The sequence below is a fragment of the Flavobacterium sp. KH_001 genome (genome assembly GCF_057840745.1).
The window spans coordinates 563,455-586,325 of the sequence record NZ_CM174520.1 but is presented as its reverse complement, the minus strand read 5'-3'; the positions used below and the strand labels follow the sequence as shown (position 1 = coordinate 586,325).

Annotated in this window: 12 protein-coding genes, 2 tRNA genes and 3 rRNA genes; 12 read left to right on the top strand and 5 right to left on the bottom strand. The window is 36.1% G+C overall.

Annotated elements, in window-relative coordinates; genetic code table 11:
* The first annotated feature begins 34 nt into the window (after positions 1–34).
* The 11 genes from AC3ITQ_RS02740 to AC3ITQ_RS02690 all read left to right on the top strand — a co-directional run bounded on the left by AC3ITQ_RS02740 (position 35) and on the right by AC3ITQ_RS02690 (position 12,073).
* Positions 35–529 carry a YkgJ family cysteine cluster protein gene (locus AC3ITQ_RS02740; protein ID WP_053472553.1) on the top strand — a complete coding sequence of 165 codons (495 nt, stop codon included), beginning with the start codon at positions 35–37 and terminating at the stop codon, positions 527–529.
* A 118-nt stretch (positions 530–647) separates the two neighbouring features.
* On the top strand, positions 648–1,883 hold the full coding sequence (locus AC3ITQ_RS02735; RefSeq protein ID WP_489236715.1) for an ABC transporter permease: 1,236 nt from the start codon (positions 648–650) through the stop codon (positions 1,881–1,883).
* Positions 1,884–2,893: 1,010 nt separating this feature from the next.
* Positions 2,894–4,407: ribosomal RNA gene (locus AC3ITQ_RS02730) — 16S ribosomal RNA — on the top strand.
* 123 nt (positions 4,408–4,530) lie between these two features.
* Positions 4,531–4,604 (top strand) — tRNA-Ile (locus AC3ITQ_RS02725).
* A 108-nt stretch (positions 4,605–4,712) separates the two neighbouring features.
* Positions 4,713–4,786 (top strand) — tRNA-Ala (locus tag AC3ITQ_RS02720).
* Between the two features lie 136 nt (positions 4,787–4,922).
* A 23S ribosomal RNA gene (locus AC3ITQ_RS02715) occupies positions 4,923–7,807 on the top strand.
* Between the two features lie 128 nt (positions 7,808–7,935).
* A 5S ribosomal RNA gene (gene rrf, locus AC3ITQ_RS02710) occupies positions 7,936–8,045 on the top strand.
* Together the 16S, 23S and 5S rRNA genes with 2 tRNA genes alongside form the textbook arrangement of a ribosomal RNA operon.
* 463 nt (positions 8,046–8,508) lie before the next feature.
* Positions 8,509–9,072, top strand: a complete 564-nt coding sequence (locus AC3ITQ_RS02705) for a Crp/Fnr family transcriptional regulator (RefSeq protein ID WP_489236714.1) — start codon at positions 8,509–8,511, stop codon at positions 9,070–9,072.
* Positions 9,073–9,131: 59 nt separating this feature from the next.
* A complete protein-coding gene (lpxA, locus tag AC3ITQ_RS02700) occupies positions 9,132–9,908 on the top strand; it encodes an acyl-ACP--UDP-N-acetylglucosamine O-acyltransferase (protein ID WP_489236713.1) in 777 nt (258 codons plus the stop codon).
* A 266-nt stretch (positions 9,909–10,174) separates the two neighbouring features.
* Positions 10,175–11,188, top strand: a complete 1,014-nt coding sequence (locus AC3ITQ_RS02695; protein WP_489236712.1) for a zinc-binding alcohol dehydrogenase family protein — start codon at positions 10,175–10,177, stop codon at positions 11,186–11,188.
* Between the two features lie 87 nt (positions 11,189–11,275).
* Complete coding sequence (locus AC3ITQ_RS02690) at positions 11,276–12,073, top strand: SDR family oxidoreductase (RefSeq protein ID WP_489236711.1); 798 nt, start codon at positions 11,276–11,278, stop codon at positions 12,071–12,073.
* A 224-nt stretch (positions 12,074–12,297) separates the two neighbouring features.
* Here the strand turns inward: AC3ITQ_RS02690 and AC3ITQ_RS02685 are convergent, their stop codons facing one another.
* From AC3ITQ_RS02685 to AC3ITQ_RS02665, 5 genes are all read right to left on the bottom strand, one after another.
* Positions 12,298–12,744, bottom strand: coding sequence for a hypothetical protein (locus AC3ITQ_RS02685; protein WP_489236710.1), 447 nt, complete (start codon positions 12,742–12,744; stop codon positions 12,298–12,300).
* Between the two features lie 311 nt (positions 12,745–13,055).
* Positions 13,056–15,473, bottom strand: coding sequence for an ABC transporter permease (locus AC3ITQ_RS02680; protein ID WP_489236709.1), 2,418 nt, complete (start codon positions 15,471–15,473; stop codon positions 13,056–13,058).
* A gap of 1 nt (position 15,474) precedes the next feature.
* Positions 15,475–17,886, bottom strand: coding sequence for an ABC transporter permease (locus tag AC3ITQ_RS02675; RefSeq protein WP_489236708.1), 2,412 nt, complete (start codon positions 17,884–17,886; stop codon positions 15,475–15,477).
* A 1-nt stretch (position 17,887) separates the two neighbouring features.
* Positions 17,888–20,323 carry an ABC transporter permease gene (locus AC3ITQ_RS02670; protein ID WP_489236707.1) on the bottom strand — a complete coding sequence of 812 codons (2,436 nt, stop codon included), beginning with the start codon at positions 20,321–20,323 and terminating at the stop codon, positions 17,888–17,890.
* Positions 20,324–20,327: 4 nt separating this feature from the next.
* Positions 20,328–21,041 (bottom strand): ABC transporter ATP-binding protein, encoded by a 714-nt coding sequence (locus tag AC3ITQ_RS02665; protein WP_026983055.1) that lies wholly within the window; start codon positions 21,039–21,041, stop codon positions 20,328–20,330.
* Between the two features lie 479 nt (positions 21,042–21,520).
* On the opposite strand from AC3ITQ_RS02665, the gene AC3ITQ_RS02660 reads away from it, so the two are divergent.
* Positions 21,521–22,870 (top strand): sigma-54-dependent transcriptional regulator, encoded by a 1,350-nt coding sequence (locus AC3ITQ_RS02660; RefSeq protein WP_489236706.1) that lies wholly within the window; start codon positions 21,521–21,523, stop codon positions 22,868–22,870.
* The last annotated feature ends 1 nt before the right edge of the window (position 22,871 follow it).

Sequence of the window (22,871 nt, the reverse complement as noted above, 5' to 3'; positions counted from 1 at the left end):
GTTTAATTTTGCAAATCAACTTTAAATTTTAAACTTGAAACAAATTTTAAATAACTTAAATAAGTTAGCCAAAGATAAGCATATCGAAAACAAAAAGTATTTTGATAAGCTGAAAAAGAAGCAGCCGAAGAATTTAGATTACGTCATGCAGGACTTACATGATGCCGAATTTAAAAAAACGGATTGCCTGCAATGTGCCAATTGTTGTAAAACAACCGGGCCGTTGTTTACTTTGGCCGATATTGAAAGAATTTCAAAATCTTTCAGACAAAAGCCACAGCAGTTTATTGATCAGTATCTTCGCATTGATGAGGACAAAGATTATGTTCTCAAAAGTGTCCCTTGTACTTTTTTGGATAGTGAAAACTATTGTATGATTTACGATGTGCGTCCAAAAGCCTGCAGGGAATTTCCGCACACAGATCGTAAAAAGTTTCATCAGATTGCAGATCTTACTTTGAAAAATGTTGCCATTTGTCCGGCAGCATATAATATAGTAGAAGAAATGAAAAAGAAATTACCACTTTAGAACTTAAATGTTTTGTAATTGTTTTTCGTAACAATTCTTTTTTGTTTTTTAAAATGTATTTTTGAAGGCAGATGAATTCCAAATAAAGGACTAAACTACTAATCAGATAATATAAAAATTGAATCTAGAATATTTTATAGCAAAGAGACTTATTACTGCCAAAGATTATAAAAGCAGTATTTCGGCACCAATTATAAAAATTGCCATTTCGGCTATTGCCATTGGTATTATTATGATGTTAGTTTCAGTAGCAACCGGAATTGGTTTGCAGCAAAAAATACGCGACAAAGTTTCTGCTTTCAATGGGCAGGTTATTATTTCGAATTACGACAATAATAATTCTGAAGTAACTTTGGTTCCTATTTCTAAAAAACAAGATTTTTATCCCAATTTCAAATCAGTTCCTGAAGTGAAACATATTCAGGCAATAGCAACTAAGGCGGGAATCATTCGAACTGAAAATGCTTTCGAAGGAATTATTTTCAAAGGAGTTGGTGCCGATTATGATTGGAATAATATAAAAGAATATTTAGTAGAGGGCAAATTGCCTGATTTTACCCAGGAGCTAAATGAAGAGGTTATAATTTCGAGATTTCTTGCTGATCGTCTAAATTTAAAAGTAGGAGATCAATTCAATACTTTCTTTATAAAAGAAGAGCAAGGCAAAATGCCAAATAGCCGCCGATTTAAAATTAGTGGAATTTTTAATTCAGGTTTTCAAAATTTCGATGCAACTTATATTATAGGAGATATTCGCCACATTCAAAGAATTAATAAATGGGCTCCAGATCAGGTCGGTGCTTTTGAGGTTTTTGTGAAAGACTTTACCAAAATTAAAGAAACAGGAGATGAAGTTTACGAGCAAACTTCATCGACGCTGGATACAAAAACAATAATCGAAAAATACAGTTACATTTTTGACTGGCTTCAGCTTTTCGATTTCAATATAATAGTTATTCTTGCTGTTATGATACTAGTAGCTACAATTAATATGGTAGTGGCATTATTGGTCCTTATTCTAGAGCGGACTCAAATGATTGGAATTCTAAAAGCACTGGGAGCAAATAACTGGACAGTTCGTAAAATATTTTTGTACAATGCATTTTACCTTATTATAAGAGGACTCTTCTGGGGGAATTTAGTTGGTATCTCTCTATTGCTAATTCAGCAGCAGTTCGGAGTGATCCATTTAAATCCCGAAAACTATTATGTCAACGTAGCACCGGTATATATAAACTGGGGCTATATAATATTGCTGAATTTACTAACCGTTACAATTTGTTTCCTGGTATTATTAATTCCGTCCTATATCATAACGAGAATCTCGCCGGTAAAAGCCATTCGGTTCGATTAATATTTAAAACATAACGATTCCAAGCCCGACAAGTTCTTAGAGCCTGTCGGGTTTGTCTTTTTTTATGTGTTTAATGAGTATTGATTTCTACTATTATATATAAGAAGGATTCTTTAGGGAAGAATTATTATTTTAATCAGGAGCTGTTTTCCGCTATCCGCTGCAATCTTTTGTGGTGAACCCCACCACAAAAGGATTTTCGCTACTATCGGGGCTAGGGGAGTTGTTTTCAAAAGAAGTGCTACTTATATATAATAGTAAGAAGAAAATAGAAAAAAGAGACTTTGTGCCTTGGTGTCTTGGTGGCAAAGGCGGAAAAAGGCAAAAAAGGTGGTAATACAATATGTTGTAAAGTTCTCATGAAAGAATGTATTAGTGTGTGAAGTCCATAAAAATGGCATATTCTGAAATAAAAGAATTGAGAGAAATACAAGTACTACGGAATATTCTTATAAATTATAAAAAAGTTAAAAAGCTAAGTTTTGAGTTATCAGAGTGTTAAGAAAAAGTTTTAAAAAAGATCAAAAATAGTTCGATTAAAAGCTTGCGGAACTCAATAAAGGTGCTACTTTTGCACCCGCAACAACGACAGACGTTCACTGAAATACTGACAAGCATACGAATTAATACTGAAAAAATATTTTCAAAAAAAGATTCCAAAAAGCTTGTGAGATTTGAAAAAGGATGTTACATTTGCACCCCGCAAAACACGGAAAGTTCATTGATAGATTGGTAAATAAGAAGAGGAAATTGAAATGAAAATTTTTCAAAAAAAACTTCAAAAAACATTTGCCAGTTAGAAATAAGTTTTCTACTTTTGCACCCGCTTTGAGAAACAAATCAAAGCAACAAAATTGAAACACGTTCGTAGACATATTGAATTGACAGCCGCTTTAACAGAGATGTTAGAGCAAAAGAATAAAGAGTAAGATAATCGAGAGATTTATAAAAGAACCGATAGAGACTGATTCGAATAATAATTAGTTCTGATTTATTAGAACAAACAATATACGATGAAGAGTTTGATCCTGGCTCAGGATGAACGCTAGCGGCAGGCTTAACACATGCAAGTCGAGGGGTATAGTTCTTCGGAATTAGAGACCGGCGCACGGGTGCGTAACGCGTATGCAATCTACCTTTTACAGAGGGATAGCCCAGAGAAATTTGGATTAATACCTCATAGTATTACGAAATGGCATCATTTTGTAATTAAAGTCACAACGGTAAAAGATGAGCATGCGTCCCATTAGCTAGTTGGTAAGGTAACGGCTTACCAAGGCTACGATGGGTAGGGGTCCTGAGAGGGAGATCCCCCACACTGGTACTGAGACACGGACCAGACTCCTACGGGAGGCAGCAGTGAGGAATATTGGACAATGGGCGCAAGCCTGATCCAGCCATGCCGCGTGCAGGATGACGGTCCTATGGATTGTAAACTGCTTTTATACGAGAAGAAACACTACTTCGTGAAGTAGCTTGACGGTATCGTAAGAATAAGGATCGGCTAACTCCGTGCCAGCAGCCGCGGTAATACGGAGGATCCAAGCGTTATCCGGAATCATTGGGTTTAAAGGGTCCGTAGGCGGTTTAATAAGTCAGTGGTGAAAGCCCATCGCTCAACGGTGGAACGGCCATTGATACTGTTAAACTTGAATTATTAGGAAGTAACTAGAATATGTAGTGTAGCGGTGAAATGCTTAGAGATTACATGGAATACCAATTGCGAAGGCAGGTTACTACTAATGGATTGACGCTGATGGACGAAAGCGTGGGTAGCGAACAGGATTAGATACCCTGGTAGTCCACGCCGTAAACGATGGATACTAGCTGTTGGAAGCAATTTCAGTGGCTAAGCGAAAGTGATAAGTATCCCACCTGGGGAGTACGTTCGCAAGAATGAAACTCAAAGGAATTGACGGGGGCCCGCACAAGCGGTGGAGCATGTGGTTTAATTCGATGATACGCGAGGAACCTTACCAAGGCTTAAATGTAGATTGACCGGTTTGGAAACAGATCTTTCGCAAGACAATTTACAAGGTGCTGCATGGTTGTCGTCAGCTCGTGCCGTGAGGTGTCAGGTTAAGTCCTATAACGAGCGCAACCCCTGTTGTTAGTTGCCAGCGAGTCATGTCGGGAACTCTAACAAGACTGCCAGTGCAAACTGTGAGGAAGGTGGGGATGACGTCAAATCATCACGGCCCTTACGCCTTGGGCTACACACGTGCTACAATGGCCGGTACAGAGAGCAGCCACTGGGCGACCAGGAGCGAATCTATAAAACCGGTCACAGTTCGGATCGGAGTCTGCAACTCGACTCCGTGAAGCTGGAATCGCTAGTAATCGGATATCAGCCATGATCCGGTGAATACGTTCCCGGGCCTTGTACACACCGCCCGTCAAGCCATGGAAGCTGGGGGTGCCTGAAGTCGGTGACCGCAAGGAGCTGCCTAGGGTAAAACTGGTAACTAGGGCTAAGTCGTAACAAGGTAGCCGTACCGGAAGGTGCGGCTGGAACACCTCCTTTCTAGAGCCCCAATTGTTAGTATTAATACACGATGGGGAAAAAAGAAGAAGCTTTATAGGTTTTTAATTTTAAGACTATTTTACTCTTGCTGTTAGTTCAAATAATAAATTTTAAGTAAAACAGAGTCTCGTAGCTCAGCTGGTTAGAGTACTACACTGATAATGTAGGGGTCGGCAGTTCGAGTCTGCCCGGGACTACTATTTAACTTAAAAAAAGGAAATTCTGGAAGTTGGAATTCACCAAAAGAAATTAGAGAAGAATTAAGAAATCTAAAATCTGAATTCTACAATCTAAGATTGAAAAATGGGGGATTAGCTCAGCTGGCTAGAGCGCCTGCCTTGCACGCAGGAGGTCAACGGTTCGACTCCGTTATTCTCCACTGATTTACTGTGAAGATAGTAAATAAAAGTTCATTGACATATTGAGATAAGAAAATAATAAAAAGTAGAAAGCGTTTTTTACTATTTATAGTAGAAAACAAAAAAAAACGGTCTTAATTAAATTTAAGATTGGTACAATAAGCAAAATAAGGGCGTATGGGGGATGCCTTGGCTCTCAGAGGCGATGAAAGGCGTGATAAGCTGCGAAAAGCTACGGGGATCGGCACACACGAATTGATCCGTAGATACCTGAATGGGGCAACCCACTATGTTGAAGACATAGTACACCGATAGGTGGGCAAACCCGCTGAACTGAAACATCTAAGTAGGCGGAGGAGAAGAAAACAAAAGTGATTCCGTAAGTAGTGGCGAGCGAACGCGGATTAGCCCAAACCAATGATGTTACGGCATTGTTGGGGTTGTAGGACCACGACATTTTATGTACAAGGAACCGGAAGTTACTGGAAAGTGACGCCATAGAGGGTGATAGCCCCGTATGGGTAACGAGTATAATAGATAGTGGTATCCTGAGTAGGGCGGGGCACGTGAAACCCTGTCTGAATTTGGCGGGACCATCCGCTAAGGCTAAATACTCCTGAGAGACCGATAGTGAACCAGTACCGTGAGGGAAAGGTGAAAAGAACCGTGAATAACGGAGTGAAATAGATCCTGAAACCATACGCTTACAAGCGGTCGGAGCCCTTTCGTGGGGTGACGGCGTGCCTTTTGCATAATGAGCCTACGAGTTAACGTTGCTGGCAAGGTTAAGTGGTTAAGCCACGGATCCGTAGCGAAAGCGAGTCTGAATAGGGCGCTTTAGTCAGTAGTGTTAGACGCGAAACCGTGTGATCTACCCATGGGCAGGATGAAGCTGTGGTAACACACAGTGGAGGTCCGAACCGGTTGACGTTGAAAAGTCTTCGGATGACCTGTGGGTAGGGGTGAAAGGCCAATCAAACTCGGAAATAGCTCGTACTCCCCGAAATGCATTTAGGTGCAGCGCTGAATTTAAGTTATATAGAGGTAGAGCTACTGATTGGATGCGGGGGCTTCACCGCCTACCAATTCCTGACAAACTCCGAATGCTATATAATGTTTCTCAGCAGTGAGGGCTTGGGTGCTAAGGTCCAAGTCCGAGAGGGAAAGAACCCAGACCATCAGCTAAGGTCCCCAAATATACGCTAAGTTGAAAGAACGAGGTTTGTCTGCCCAGACAGCTAGGATGTTGGCTTGGAAGCAGCCATTCATTTAAAGAGTGCGTAACAGCTCACTAGTCGAGCGGACGAGCATGGATAATAATCGGGCATAAGCGTATTACCGAAGCTATGGATTTACAGTTTACTGTAAGTGGTAGGGGAGCATTCCAGCAGGGTTGAAGGTGTATCGTAAGGTATGCTGGACTGGCTGGAAAAGAAAATGTAGGCATAAGTAACGATAATGCGGGCGAGAAACCCGCACACCGAAAAACTAAGGTTTCCACAGCTATGCTAATCAGCTGTGGGTTAGTCTGGTCCTAAGGCGAACCCGAAAGGGACAGTCGATGGCTAACGGGTTAATATTCCCGTACTACTAATTACTGTGATGGGGTGACGGAGTGATGAAAGCGCCGCGAACTGACGGAATAGTTCGTTGAAGTACCTACCTATAAGCTGCGCAGGCAAATCCACGCGGCTTGGGGAAATACGATAGTACTCGGAGTCTTCGGACAAAGAGATAGTGCGCCTAAGGGCTTCCAAGAAAAACCTCTAAACTTCAGGTAATTAGTACCAGTACCGTAAACCGACACAGGTAGTTGAGGAGAGAATCCTAAGGTGCTCGAGAGATTCATGGCTAAGGAATTAGGCAAAATAGACCCGTAACTTCGGGAGAAGGGTCGCCCTGTAGCAATACAGGGCCGCAGTGAAGAGGTCCAGGCGACTGTTTATCAAAAACACAGGGCTCTGCAAAATCGTAAGATGAAGTATAGGGCCTGACACCTGCCCGGTGCTGGAAGGTTAAGAGGAGATGTTATCTTCGGAGAAGCATTGAATTGAAGCCCCAGTAAACGGCGGCCGTAACTATAACGGTCCTAAGGTAGCGAAATTCCTTGTCGGGTAAGTTCCGACCTGCACGAATGGTGTAACGATCTGGACACTGTCTCAGCCATGAGCTCGGTGAAATTGTAGTAACGGTGAAGATGCCGTTTACCCGCAGTGGGACGAAAAGACCCTGTGCACCTTTACTATAGCTTAGTATTGACCTTGGATAAATGATGTGTAGGATAGGTTGGAGACTGTGAAGTGGCGTCGCCAGGCGTTGTGGAGTCATTGTTGAAATACAACCCTTTGTTTATCTGAGGCCTAACCCCATATTGTGGGGGACATTGCTTGGTGGGTAGTTTGACTGGGGTGGTCGCCTCCAAAAGAGTAACGGAGGCTTCTAAAGGTTCCCTCAGTACGCTTGGTAACCGTGCGTAGAGTGCAATGGCATAAGGGAGCTTGACTGAGAGACATACAGGTCGATCAGGTACGAAAGTAGAGCATAGTGATCCGGTGGTTCCGCATGGAAGGGCCATCGCTCAAAGGATAAAAGGTACGCCGGGGATAACAGGCTGATCTCCCCCAAGAGCTCATATCGACGGGGGGGTTTGGCACCTCGATGTCGGCTCGTCACATCCTGGGGCTGGAGAAGGTCCCAAGGGTTGGGCTGTTCGCCCATTAAAGTGGCACGCGAGCTGGGTTCAGAACGTCGTGAGACAGTTCGGTCTCTATCTACTGTGGGCGTTAGAAATTTGAGTGGATCTGATTCTAGTACGAGAGGACCGAATTGGACAAACCTCTAGTGTATCTGTTGTCCCGCCAGGGGCACCGCAGAGTAGCTACGTTTGGAAGGGATAAGCGCTGAAAGCATATAAGCGCGAAACCCACCACAAGATGAGATTTCTTTTAAGGATCGTGGAAGATGACCACGTTGATAGGCTATAGATGTAAAGGCAGTAATGTCATAGTCGAGTAGTACTAATAATCCGTAAGCTTATGTACACCCTTTTCTCCCGACTCCGGTCGGGAGAAGAAACTTTCTAAATCAATACTTTTTTCTTTATCTCAGTATGTTAAGATATTGTGTAATGTTGTTCCGATAAATCGGAATACCCATTGCAAAACGACCTTAAGGTGGTTATTGCGGCGGGGCTCACCTCTTCCCATCCCGAACAGAGTAGTTAAGCCCGCCTGCGCAGATGGTACTGCAGTTATGTGGGAGAGTATGTCGTCGCCTTTCTTTTTAAAACCCTGTTTCTAACGAAACGGGGTTTTTTGTTTTACAATACTTTATGTTTTTACCGCAAACAAAGCAAAGGTTTTTATTATCGGTGTGTACAACATACCTGTTTAAGTTCGCAAAGGTTTTTTTGTGGCGAACTGGTGTATCCTCTTACTTAATTCTTCTGAAAACGGTAGTTCTCGTTTACCCGAAACCGCGTTAGGGATGGCAGCGGCATGATATTGCGATATCTTAAACTTCTTTCTAAATCAAAATACCTATACAAAAGATATAGCGGACAGCCTGACCCGGAGGGAAACGCGCAAATTAATATCTACTTCATTATTTTTTTATTTCGAAATTATTTTAAACTTTTTTCTTGTAAAGGATTAAATTAATTGAGCAGAATTATCATCTTGTTTGATAATTTTAAAATACATTCTTAATTATAGTGGTAAATTAGCTGGAAACTTGTTTAGATATGATTGAATTAATTATAGTTATTAACAGCTTTCAAGAACTGGATCCAGAAACAAAAAAAGCAATAGAGAAATATTTTGTTGTAGAAAAGTTTAAAAAAGGTGAATTCATTGTTAAGGAAGGTAAAATATGCAGGAAAGTATATTTTATTGAATCTGGCGCTATTCGACGATTTTGCCTTGAAGAAGGAACTGATGTTACAAAATGGATCTATACCGATAATCAATTCGTAACATCATTAAGTAGTTTTTTTGAGCAGAAACCTTCATTTGAAAGCTTCCAAGCTTGCGAAGAGACTATTTTATATTCTTTATCCCATTCGGATGAATTAATTCTCTTAGAATATCCGTTATTCTTAAAGTTTCATATTAAACAGCTTAGACTTTATCTCTCTAAGATTAATGAATTTCATCATCTATTTGGGCAAATGAGTGCACAGGAGAAATATACTTATCTTGTAGAATCGTTTCCACAGATGATTTTAAAAAGTAAAATAAAACATATTGCCTCATTAATTGGTGTAAGTCAGGAAACTTTAAGTAGAATTCGCGCATCAATTAATTGACTTTAGATCAATAAAAATCATTTGCTTTTTAGCCACATTTGCTTTTAAATAAATGATAATTGAAAAGAAATAAAGTAATAGGAAAAAAAGCTATAATTGGCAATAATGTTCATATTGGTAATTTTAGTACAATTGAAGATAATGTAGTTATTGGTGATAATTGCCGGATAGGAAATAATGTTTCTATTCTTAATGGAACAAGGATTGGTGAAAATTGCCAAATACATTCTGGAGCTATACTAGGAGGTATTCCGCAAGATCTAAAATACAGAGGTGAGAATACTTTATTGGAAATTGGAAACGATAACATTATTCGGGAGTTTGTAACGGTTAACAAAGGAACGTCATCTAAAGGGAAAACTACTATTGGCAACAATAATTTATTGATGTCAAACGCTCATATTGGACATGATTGTTTTATCGGGAATAACTGTATTATTGGATTTAATGTTGGAATGGCTGGTGAAGTTCTGGTGAGAGATTGGGCTAATATTAGTGGCCTGACTGCTATTCATCAGTTTTCGATTATTGGAGAACATTCTATGATTAGTGGAATGAACCGGATTGTAAAAGATATTCCTCCTTACGTTTTAGTCTCGCGGGAACCTTTGTCTTATTGTGGTTTAAATGTAGTTGGACTAAAAAGGAGAGGTTTTGAAGTTGATAAGATTAACGAGATAAAAGATATTTACCGAGTCATTTTTCTGGAAAAAAGAAATACCACAAGTGCTTTAAATTTAATTGAACAAAATTTTGAACGAACAATAGAGCGCGATGTTATTCTAAATTTTATTAAAGAATCCAAACGTGGAATTATTAAAGGATTTTTTGATTAGATAAACGCGTTTTAAGTAGCATGAGTAATCTGATTTTCTAAAATCAGAAATCAGATTGAGTCAAAAAAGATTTGCTTGTGCTATTTTGAAGCATCCTGAAGTTAGCTTTTTTCGACAAATTTCACGAAAAGTGTGATAATGTATTAAGTCTAGCCATTTTGGGAAAATTCCACAGAAATATATCTAAAAATATTAATATTAAAATATATTTTTGTAATTGTGTTTTTTACATTTATTTATTTTGAAATAATTTAAAAGAAAATTCTATGAAATTTATAGTATGCGAAAAACCGCAAGAGTTTATTCTAAGAGAGAAGACAATTCCGGAACCAAAAGAAGGTGAAGTTTTATTGAAGATTAAAAGAATTGGAATTTGTGGTACCGATATTCATGCTTTTGGAGGGACACAACCTTATTTCGAATACCCAAGAATTCTAGGCCATGAACTTGCTGCAGAATATATAAAAGGAAATGCAAAAGGTTTTGAACCGGGCGATAAAGTAACTTTTATTCCATACTTTAATTGTGGAAAATGTGTTGCCTGCAGAAACGGACTAACCAATTGTTGTGTTAATATTAAAGTTTTTGGAGTTCATATTGATGGTGGTATGGCAGAATATGTAACCATTCCGGAGCAATATTTACTTCACGGTCAAGGCTTGGATTATGATCAATTAGCATTAGTTGAACCATTAGCGATTGCAGCGCACGGAGTACGAAGAGCAGCAGTCAAACCTACTGATGCCGTTTTAGTAATGGGTGCTGGTCCAATTGGTATCGGATTGATCCAGTTTGCTAAAATTGCCGGGGCTAAAGTAATCGTGATGGATATCAACGAATATAGATTAGGTTTTTGTAAAGACGAACTAAATGCTGATGAAACTATAAATCCATTACACGATGATGTGGCTCAAAAATTAGCAGAAATTACAAATGGCGATATGGCTAATGTTGTGATTGATGCAACCGGAAACCAAAAAGTGATGAACAGCGCTTTTAACTACATTTCTCATGGTGGCCGATTTGTTTTGGTTGGACTTCAAAAAGGTGAATTGAGTTTCAGTCATCCTGATTTCCATAAAAGAGAATCCACTTTAATGAGTAGCAGAAATGCCACCATTGAAGATTTTGAATATGTAATGGAATGTCTTAAAAACGGAAAGATTGATCCGAAAAAATACATTACACACAGAACAAGTTTCTCAGAAATGATTACTGATTTTGGACAATTAATTGATCCAAAAAATAATGTAATTAAAGCGTTGATTGAGATAGAATAAAGTATTATCTACAGGATATCCGACAGATTTTTTATCCCGAGGTTTCGGGACTGTCGGGTTTCACTAGACACCTTAATAACCACAAAAATGGATTTAAATTTAAAAGATAAAATTGTTGTCGTGTCGGGTTCGGCAGGAAAACAAGGCAGTATTGGAGAAACTATTATTAACCGATTGGCTGATGAAGGTGCAATTCCGGTATTAGTAGACAGAAATAGCAGAGGTTTTGGTTATGCTCAAGCTCTTCAAAAGAAAGGAATAGATGCTTTGTTTGTACAAACAGATGTTACCGATCCTGTTGAAATCGAAAACGCTGTTAAAACTATAGTTACAAAATACGGAAGAATCGATGCTGTAATTAACAATGTTGGTGTAAATGACGGTGCTGGTTTAGATTCGACATACGAGGAATTCATGAATTCTTTGAAACTAAATGTAGTAAGTTATTTTCTTTTAGTGAAATACGCACTTCCTTATCTAAAAAAATCAAAAGGAAATATCCTGAATATTGGTTCTAAAGTTGCTTTGACCGGGCAAGGAGGAACTTCAGGTTATGCTGCTGCTAAAGGTGGAGTTTTAGGATTGACCAGAGAATGGGCAGTTGATTTAATTCAATATGAAATTCGTTCCAACGCCATTATTATTGCCGAAAGTTATACTCCAGCATATGAAGACTGGATTAAAACATTACCGGATGGAGAAGTTGTTTTGAAAAAAATCAATAAAAGTATTCCGTTAAAAGGAAGAATGACCCAGACAGAAGAAATTGCAGATACAGCACTTTTTATTATTTCTGATCGTTCATCGCACACAACAGGACAATTTGTTTTTGTTGATGGAGGATACGTGCATTTGGATCGCGCTTTAATCAATGATGTACATTAAATAAGACGAATAATCGAATTGATGCACATTAACATTTTTGAAAATTCGACCCTGCAAGAGGCAATTGGATTGACTAAACTATGTAGAAATTGAAGAAAAAGTAACCATTTATTAAAAGCTCCATAGGAGAGAAGTGTTTAAATCTCAAATATAAAATCAAAAAACTCCATTAGCAATAATGGAGTTTTTGAATTATATATGTTAATTTAAGTCTTTTCATATGTCTAACTTATCCACGTTTCCCATTTTGTAATGATCTTCCATTTTCTATTTATTTTTTTCAAATAAATAGCCTTTCCACTTCCACAAAGGCGTCCACAATGATAGCCTAATTGAACATATGCTTTTTGTTTGTCAAGAGAGAAAACAGGAATAGTCATTTCATAAAATCTAATTCGCTGACCTTTTTTATACTGTGTTTCTAATTTTTCAATTGTAATAGTGTTTACTCTATTAATAAAATCCTTTTCAATTTTTAGTTTTTTCAGATTTGAATTTTGTTTTAATAGATATAAAGAATCTTTAGATGAAAAAAAACTTTCTCCTTTTATCGTACTATTTATTAACTCGGTAATATACATATCTGGAGGAGGAGGAGGTGGGGGAGTTAATCCATCATTCCTTTTTTCTGGAATATAGATATTTAATCTCCTAAGTTCGTTACAAAACATTGTAGAATCTTCACTTTTAGAAAATACATTCAAACTGTCCTGAATTATTATTGCTTCAACAATTTCATTGATATTTTTAATTTCTTCAGAAGCAATATTGGTTTCTTCTTTTTTTTTTGACAGTTAGAAAAAGCAAAAACAAAAACGATATAAAGAATTATTTTATTCATCTATTCTGTTTAGAGTAAATATTTGTATTAAAGTAAAAGTAAAGAATTTAATTATAAACTTATGTTTTTATAATAAGTCATCTCATAAACCAAAAAACACTCCATTATCACTAATGGAGTGTTTTACTTTAGAAGATGTTCTTATTCATATTTCAAATACTGCAAAACATCAGTTTTTGTAGCTGAATAAGCTCTTGAAAGTACAATGATTAAAGTCAGAATTAATAAAATGATGAATCCGAGAATAAATGGAAATATGCTAATGTCTATTCTAAAAGCAAAATTCTCCAGCCATTTGTTCAGTAAATAATAAACAGGAAACAACGCGATTATAAAGCCAATGGTACAATACAAAATATATTGTTTGGATAATTCTTTTAGTAGAACATTTGTGTCGGCGCCGAGCGTTTTTCTGATGGCGATTTCTTTCATTCGTCTTTGTATCGAATACGATGCTAAGGCGAATAAACCAAAAAGCGCAATTAGAATTACCACAATGTTTAGCAGTGAAAACAAGTTTTTTTGCTTTACATATGATTCATAGGTTCTCGCATATTCTTTATCTACGAAATCATATTGAAATGGATATTCGGTATCGACTTTCGACCATAATTTTTGGATATCGGCAATCGTATTTTCCAGATCATCCCGTTTTAGTTTTGCATAAACTTTGTTAATGTTCTGCGTCATACCAAACATTTTGATATTGTAAAAAGCAATTGGCGGCGCTTTTGATTCAGGACTTAATAAGCTAAAATTCTGTACAATACCAATTATTTTTAATTTCTGTTCTCTAATTACAAGTTCCTTGCCAAGAGGATCTTTAAGGTTCATTAATTTTAATGCGCTTTCGTTTATGATCACAGAATTTATAGTGTCTGAAGCAAGTTTTCTATCAAAATTTCTCCCTTTAATTATTTTGATGTTCAACATTTCAAACATGCCAAAATCTAAAGGGATAACGCGTTCTTTAAAAAGTTCATCATTGTATAAAACCCCGGATATAGAATTGTCTGAACCATCAAACGCAATAAGGCCAGTGGAGATTTGTTCGACTCCTTTAATTTTGCTGAGCTGCTGTTTTATGATGTTGTATTTGTCGTAAATATTTTGGGCTGCATTTTCTCCCTGGTAATCAATCGATGGAAAATTTAAAGAAAGCGAAATTACCTGATCGCCCTTAAAACCCAAATCTTTAGTCTGTAAATATTTAATTTGCTGGTATACGATATTGGAGCCAATAATAAAAAAGGCAGCAATGGCAAACTGAAAAATAAGCATTCCGTTACGCAGCCAGATACCGTTTTTACTTCTTCCGAAATTTCCTTTCAAAACTTTAAAAGTTTCGAAATTGGATATATAAATGGCTGGAAATAATCCTGCCGCCAAAATTGTAATGATAAAAATCAATAGCAATTGTATATAAAACTGACTGGCAAGAAGTACAATGTTTTTGTTTAAAAAGTTGTTGTAATATGGCAAAGTCAACTCTACAATTACTAGCGCCAGTAAAATAGAAAAAGTCGTGGTTAAAACCGTTTCAAAAAGAAACTGACTAACAATATCGCCTTTTGATGCACCCGAAATTTTACGGACGCCAACTTCTTTCGCTCGTTTTACGGCATTAGCAGTTGCGAGATTGATGTAATTCACAATCGACAAAATGAGAATCAAAAGAGATAAACCCATCATGATCATCAAAAACTGATAGTTTCCTCGTGCTTCAGGATAACCATCTGTTATCGAATTTAATCTGGCTTTTGATAAAGGTTCAAGAATAACTGTAAAATGCCCCACTTTTTTAGTCATAACTTCGACTGTAAAACCAGCTTCTTTGGCAATTTTCGCAATAAAATCGTGGTTATAAAGTCTTTCGAGTTTCTGTCTTGTAAGGTCAGCTTTTGATGGGTCTTTTACTTTTAATAATAACTTTAAAAGAAACGGACCAGTCAATCCGGCAGTTGTATATTGTTTCATTCTATTGACGATGACATTTGGCGCAATCGAAGAATTTCCTGGAATATGGTACACGGCCCTTACAGAAAACAGCTGGTCAAAACATTTTATTTGTTTTCCAATGGGGTTTTCATTTCCAAAAATCCTTTTAGCCGTAATATCTGAAATAGCAATGCTCGAATCATCTTTTATAGCTGAAATGGAATCACCTTTAATAATTTTGAAAGGAAAAAAAGAAAAGAAGTTTTGTTCGACATTAATAATTTTATCTACAAATTCCTTTTTTCCTTTGTAAATAATTTTATCCTTTTGATACCAGGAATCAGCATATAGTATAGATTTAACATTTGGATCCTGGTCTAAAGTCGGTTTTAGGAATAAGGCACAATCTGACCCGACGGGTGTATCGCTTAGTTGAACCAAAACCTGATAAACATTCTCTTTTTCAGGATTCCAGGCATTGTAACTTTGTTCGTCGTTCCAGTAAAGTAATGCGAATATTAATCCCGCGATTCCTATTGATAATCCTAAAACATTTAAGGCCGTAAAGAACTTGTTGTTTTTGAAGTGATAAATAAATATGTTGATCCAGTTTTTTAGCATTTTACTCGTATTTTAAGTATTTAAGAACATCAATTTTGGTTACCTGGTAAGCTTTTGCCAGTACAATTGTTAAGGTTAGGAGCATTAACGCAATAAGGGCGACAAAGAAGGGGAGTGCAGGAATGTCAATTCTGAAAGCAAAATTTTCAAGCCATTTTCGCAATAAAAGAAAGGCGGGAATTATTCCGATCATAAAACCAATCAAACAGAAAATCACATATTGTTTAGATAATTCTTTCAGTAATATATTGGTTTCTGCTCCTAAAGTTTTTCTGATGGCAATTTCTCTCAATCTTCTTTCCATAGAAAAGGAAGCTAAAGCAAACAATCCGAAAACGGCAATCAGAATTACAATTCCGTTTAAGAGTGAAAATAACTGACTTTGATCCTGATATTTTTTATAAGTCCTGGCAAAGTTTCTGTCGACGAAGTTGAATTCGAATGGATATTCCGTATTGACTTTAGTTGTCCAGAATTTATCGATGGCAGCGATCGTCTCGGGCATTTCCTGAGGTGCAATTTTTACAGAGATATTTTGTAAATCTTTCTCCATTCTTTCGATTGCCGTGATATGTAAAAAAACCATGGGAGAAATTTGGTTATCAAGCCCAAAATAATGGAAGTCTTTTACAATCCCAATCACTTTGAATTTTTGACCATCCCAAAGAACTTCCTTGTTTATTGGATCCTTTTCCAACAATGTTTTAGCCGCAGTTTCATTCAGTAAAATACTGTTGATACTGTCTGAGGCAAATTTGCTTGACAAGTCTCTCCCTTTTATTATCGGAATTCCTAAAACATCGAGCATTCCAAAATCAATAGCCATTTGTTGCGTTATAACTTCCTTATTGGTTTTATAATGTAAACCAGACCAAGAATTAATATTCGTTCCAATAGAAAATACTCCTGCAGACACAGCCTGAACACCTTTTATTTTTAAAAGTTCTTGTTTGATTGTTTTGTATCTTTCAAATTGCTTCTGACCTCTTTTAGGTTTAAAAGAAATATCCATCACTTGCGCTCCTTTGAAACCTAAATCTTTCTGCGCCATAAAGTTTACCTGTTGGTACACAATAAAGGATCCAATGATAAAAAAGGTCGCAATAGCAAATTGCAAAACGAGCATTCCGTTTCTGAGCCAGATTCCATTTTTACTTCGCGAGAAGTTTCCTTTTAAAACCTTCAAAGGTTCAAAATTTGAAATATAGATGGCAGGCAAAACTCCGGAAACTAAGATGACAATTACAAAAATGAATATCAGTTGCAAATAAAACTGAGAACCTTCCAGAATTAGATTCTTGCTTAAAAGTGAATTGTAAAAAGGCAATGAAAGTTCAACGATTACCAAGGCCAATAAGAGCGAAAACAATGTAATTAAAGTAGTTTCAAATACAAATTGGGTAATAATTTGTGGTTTTGTAGCACCCACAATTTTTCTTACTCCAACTTCTTTGGCACGTTTTATAGCATTTGCGGTAGCGAGATTAATATAATTTACAATCGACAGCAACAAAATAAGAATGGATAATCCCATTAAGATCCTTAAAAATTGGAGATTTGCAGTTCCTTCTGGAAAAGGGTAATTTCCCTGAAAAAGTCGTGAACCGGCAAACGGAAGTAATTTCGCTTTGGTGACGTATCCATACTTTTTTAAATACATTTCATAACTAATACCTTCGTCCTTTGCCTGTTTTTTGTAGTTATGCTCGACGTAGATTTCATTTAGATCTTTGAGGACAGCAGTCGTATCGCTTTGCTTTTTTAATTTTAGCATTAAACCGTAGCTAAACCCCCAGTTTTCTTTGTTTCTTTCCAGGTCTTCCTCGATTATAGAGGTAACAGCAGCCGGCATTACAGAAGATTTTTCAGATAAGCGATAAACGCCACGAACAACGAAATATTTCTCAGCGTATTTAACCTGTTTGCCCATTGGGTTTTCATTTTTGAACAAACGGGAAACTGTTTTTTCAGATAAAGCGATACTGTTACGATCATGGATAGCACTTTTTCCGCTTCCCTGAATAAATTCAAAAGGGAAGAAAGAAAAGAAATTACTTTGTGCCGAGAAAATTTTATCTACCAGTTCTGTTTTGCCATTACATTGTATCGTTTCTTTAGTGTAAAAAGTATTGAAATAGCAATATTCCTGCAAAGCAGAAGAAGTTGATTTTAAGATTGGAGCTGGTATAGGCGAATTTACAGCCCAAACATTACCACTGCCAATGTCATTTAAAACAGCATAAATTTTATCTTTTTCCGGATTCCATTCATCGTACAAATGTTCCTCATTCCAATACAGAATAGCGAAAATCAATCCCGCAATTCCAATTCCCAAACCCAAAACATTCAAACTTGTAAAAAGCTTGTTGTTTTTGATGTGGTATATAAATATGTTAGTCCAGTTCTTTAGCATGTTACTCGTATTTTAAATATTTTAATACATCGACTTTTGTAGCTTGATAAGCTCTGGTAAGTACTACAAGCAAGGTTAAGAAAAGCAAAATCACGAATCCTGCTAGAAATGGATAAATAGATATGTCAATTCTAAAAACAAAATCTTCCAGCCATTTGTTCAATAAATAATAAACAGGAAAAAGTGCAATCAAAAATCCAATGAGACAGAAAATAATGTATTGTTTGGAAAGCTCTTTGAGTAAAACAGTTGTTTCGATGCCTAAGGTTTTTCTAATGGCAATTTCTTTCATTCGACTTTGTATTGAATAAGAAGCCAGAGCGAAAAGTCCAAAAAGTGCAATAAGAATTACAATTACATTCAATAATGAAAAAAGGTTTTTCTGATTTATATACTCCTTATAATGTCGGGCATAGGCCTTATCTACAAAATCATATTTAAAAGGGGAATCTGCATCAATATTTTTTGTCCAGAATTTTTCGAGTTCCGAAATAGTATGCTGCATTTCGTTTGGACCTACTTTTACAAAAATATGATTGACATTGACATTCATCCAATCGATAGTGTTAAGATGAAAAAACACCATTGGCGGAATTTCAGCTTTTGGTCCCCAAAGATTAAAATCTTTTACAACACCAATAATTTTGAGTTTATGATCATTCCAGTTTATAATCTTACCAACCGGATTTTTTTCATTCATTTGTTTCATGGCCGTTTCATTAATCATCATGGTATTTATACTGTCAGATGCAATTCGGTTATCAAAATAGCGGCCCTGAGTCATTTTGATCTTTAGCATTTCGAGCATTCCAAAGTCAACAGCCATATTATAACTCTGGATATTTTTATCATGATAAGTAAAAGTTGCTGAAGTAGCACCTCCGGTTACAAACGAAAAGGCTCCTGTACTTACTTGAGAGACGCCTTTAATTTTGGCAATTTCTTGTTTAAGCGTTTCGTATCTTCTGTATAAATTCTTTTCTGCTTTTGGATCATTAGGATCAAAATTTGGCTTTTTGTAGTTGATTTCCAAAACCTGATCGCCTCTAAAACCTAAATCTCGTTGATTTAAATAGTTTACCTGTTCAGATACAATGTAAGATCCTACAATAAAAAAAGAGGCAATTGAAAATTGTAAAATCAGCATTCCATTGCGGAGCCAAATACCGTTTTTGCTCCTTCCGAAATTTCCTTTGAGTACCTTCAAAGTTTCAAAATTCGAAATATAAATGGCTGGAAATACACCGGCAAGAATTACAGTAATAACAAAAATGACAATTACTTCAAGAAAAAATTCATTTCCGGTAATGCTTAATTTTTTTTCTAAAAAATTATTATAGTACGGCAGCGATAATTCTACAATGACTAATGATAACAGTATGGAAAATGAAGTAATTATAACGGTCTCAAAAATAAATTGAAGTACAATATTGGTTTTTGATGCGCCAATGATTTTTCGAACTCCAACTTCTTTCGCTCTTTTTATAGCGTTTGCAGTTGCTAAGTTTATATAATTAAATATCGATAAGATTAAAATCAAAACAGATAATGCCATCATAATTATCAAAAATTGATAATTGCCCAGTCCTTCGGCGTATCCATCTACAATCGAATGTAAACGGGCTTCCTTTAAGGATTCCAGAAATATTTTTATATCGCTGCCACCATTTTTTTTCTCCCATTCAGCAACAGTAAGTCCCTGCTCGCGGGCAAATCTTACAGTACGGTTTTGGTATAATAGATTTTCCATTTTATCTATTACTTTTTGTTTGTCAGCAGGATTTTTTAATTTCAATAATAATCCGGCAGTAAAACTTCCCCAACTGTCTTTTTCAAGAGGCAATCTTTCGTCTATAAGATTGATAACAGCTTCCGGAGCTAAAGACGATTTTCCAGGAATGGTATAAATACCCGTAACAACCAGTTTTTTATTGTCATAGGTAACGGTTTTGCCAATTGCATTGGTATTTCCAAAGAGATTTATGGCGGTTTGCTCAGAAATAGCAATGCTTGTTTTGTCTTTTAATGCAGTCCTGGCATTTCCTTTTAGAAAAGGAAATGGAAACATTTCGAAAAAAGTTTTTTGAGCATCGATGATTTTAAAACTGCCTTTTTTGTTTTCGTATCGAAGCGGTTTTTCGTTATACCAACTGTCCAAATAACAATAACTTTCAATTTCTTTGAAATCGGTTTTAAAGTAATCTTCAAATGAAGCGACATTGCTTGCCCAAAAATTAGTTGGACTCACCTGGCTTATAGATTGAAAAACGACTTCTTTATTCGGATTCCAGTCATTATAACTTTGTTCCTCATTCCAGTACAAAATGGCAAAAATCAGTCCGGCGATTCCAATACTCAAACCCAAAATATTCAAAGCCGTAAAAAGCTTGTTGTTTTTGATGTGGTAAATAAATATGTTGATCCAGTTTTTTAGCATGATTCTAGTTTTTTGAAGCAGCTACCAAAACGTCAACATTTCTATTGTTAGTTTTTTCTGAAAGTATAATTCCGTCTTTCATCAAAATGGTTTTTTGAGAAAAAGAAGCATCGTAATCGGAGTGTGTTACCATCAAAATGGTTGCCCCGTTGGCGTGTAAATCGGTTAGTAATTCCATTACTTCATTTCCGTTTTTACTGTCCAGGTTTCCTGTTGGCTCATCTGCCAAAATAATTTTCGGATCGTTAATTAAGGCTCTTGCAACCGCCACACGTTGTTGCTGACCTCCTGAAAGTTGTTGTGGGTAATGTTTCAAACGGTGCGAAATACCTAATTTGTTGGCAATCTCGTTTACTTTTTTCTTTCTTTCAGCCGATGGAACATCGTTGTAAATCAATGGCAATTCAATATTATCAAACACCGATAGTTCATCAATTAAATTAAAGTTCTGAAAGATGAAACCGATGTTTTCTTTTCTGGCTTTTGATTTTGCTTTTTCTTTAGTGCCAATCATTTCCTGACCTAGTAACTGATAACTTCCGCCTGAAGCACTGTCCAACAAACCAATTATATTTAGTAAAGTTGATTTTCCGCTACCTGATGGTCCCATGATGGATACAAAATCGCCCTGATTGATGTTTAATGAAATTTCGCTTAATGCATTTGTTTCTATTTCTTCAGTTCTAAAAATTTTTGAAAGTTTTGTAATGCTGATCATAATTGTTGTTTTAGATTGATGTTTTTAATTGATGCGCATAATTTATATTAACACATAGAAACATAGATTTTGTAAACTTAAAAAAGGCGTTTCACTTTTTTTAAAACACATAGCGCTGTCTATGTGTTGGAAACAAGTTTCTTTCAATTTTCTTTTTAGACAAAGAAAAACTATGTTTCTATGTGTTAAATATTATTTTACGAATTACACGTACCGGTTTCTGTTTTTTAATAATTTTTATTGCCGATGTAATAGAAACAAATTCGAAATTAAGATAATTCACAATATAGTTGTTAGCGCTCTATTTTTGTTACTTTTACCAGCAATAATGTTTCACATATTTGATGATTTGTTAGTCTTAATGTGATTTTCGTGCCAAAAATTTAAAGCTTGTAACTGCCTTATTTTTAAAATTTTATTTTTTAAAAGAAATTTAAACTGTCCATTTTTGGACAGCTTTCGTCCAAAACTGAACAAAAATGAAAAAGACAAATGCCTCAATATTAATCATCGACGATCAGGAAGACATCCTTTTTGCGTCGAAAGTGTTCCTGAAAAAGTACTTTGAAGACATTTATACACTCAATAATCCGAAAAATGTTGTCGAATTATTGTCGAAAAAAACAATTGATGTCGTTTTATTGGACATGAATTATAGAATAGGTTTTGAAGATGGAAGGGAAGGATTGTATTTGCTGAAAGAAATAAAAACGCTTTCGCCGAAAACAGTTGTGATTTTAATGACAGCATTTGGAAAAGTAGAAACAGCAGTTGAAGGTTTAAAAAATGGTGCTTTCGATTATATTCTCAAACCCTGGGAAAATAAGAAACTTTTAGAATCTGTAAAACAGGCTGTTGATAAAGCCAGAAAAGACCAAAAGAAAACCAAGAATGTCGAAATTGAAAATGATTTTTTTGTGGGAACTTCTGAAATTATAAAAAAGGCCTATTCTCTGGCTGATAAAGTAGCAAAAACAGATGCTAATGTTTTAATCTTGGGTGAAAACGGAACCGGAAAATTTGTTTTGGCACATCATATTTACAGTCAGTCTGAAAGAAAAAACAATCCTTTTATAGCAGTCGATTTAGGATCTTTAAATTCGAATATTTTCGAAAGCGAATTATTCGGTTACGCAAAAGGGGCTTTTACCGATGCTAAACTTGATACTCCAGGACGCTTTGAAATGGCGCAAAACGGAACCATATTTTTAGATGAAATAGGTAATGTTCCGTTGCATTTGCAATCTAAATTGTTGCAGGTAATTCAAACCAAAACTGTAACAAGATTGGGAGAAACCAAACCGAGACCTTTAAATGTTAGAATTATTACGGCAACCAATTTAAACCTGAAACTTGAAGTTACTGATAAGAATTTCAGGGAAGATTTGTATTACCGAATTAATACGATGGAAATTGTCTTGCCTCCTTTACGCGAGCGAAATGAAGATAAAATTCCGCTGGCCGAATATCTTCTTGAAAAAATGATTGCGAAATACGGAAGAGACGAAATTACTTTCGACAAAAAAGTATTGGAACAAATTGAAAAACATGCGTGGAATGGGAACATCCGCGAAATGGAAAATAAAATTGAACGCGCCGTTATTCTTTGTGAAAACAATAAAATCACTGTTTCTGATTTGGATTTAGAAATCATAACGACTTATGAAGAAACTCCGGATGATATTCAGCTTTCTTCTGTAGAAAAAGCTGCGGTTGAAAAAGCTTTGCTGAAAAACAATAATAACGTTAGTAAAACGGCTGAAGAATTAGGTTTGTCAAGAGGTGCTTTGTACCGTCGTTTAGAGAAATATAATATCAATCTTAATTAGT

Excerpts from the sequence above, each read along its gene's own strand:
- AC3ITQ_RS02705 (WP_489236714.1), top strand. The coding sequence starts at position 8,509 with ATGATTGAATTAATTATAGTTATTAACAGCTTTCAAGAACTGGATCCA.
- AC3ITQ_RS02695 (WP_489236712.1), top strand. The coding sequence starts at position 10,175 with ATGAAATTTATAGTATGCGAAAAACCGCAAGAGTTTATTCTAAGAGAG.
- AC3ITQ_RS02690 (WP_489236711.1), top strand. The coding sequence starts at position 11,276 with ATGGATTTAAATTTAAAAGATAAAATTGTTGTCGTGTCGGGTTCGGCA.
- AC3ITQ_RS02685 (WP_489236710.1), bottom strand. The coding sequence starts at position 12,744 with ATGTTTTGTAACGAACTTAGGAGATTAAATATCTATATTCCAGAAAAA.
- AC3ITQ_RS02680 (WP_489236709.1), bottom strand. The coding sequence starts at position 15,473 with ATGCTAAAAAACTGGATCAACATATTTATTTATCACTTCAAAAACAAC.
- AC3ITQ_RS02675 (WP_489236708.1), bottom strand. The coding sequence starts at position 17,886 with ATGCTAAAGAACTGGACTAACATATTTATATACCACATCAAAAACAAC.
- AC3ITQ_RS02670 (WP_489236707.1), bottom strand. The coding sequence starts at position 20,323 with ATGCTAAAAAACTGGATCAACATATTTATTTACCACATCAAAAACAAC.
- AC3ITQ_RS02665 (WP_026983055.1), bottom strand. The coding sequence starts at position 21,041 with ATGATCAGCATTACAAAACTTTCAAAAATTTTTAGAACTGAAGAAATA.
- AC3ITQ_RS02660 (WP_489236706.1), top strand. The coding sequence starts at position 21,521 with ATGAAAAAGACAAATGCCTCAATATTAATCATCGACGATCAGGAAGAC.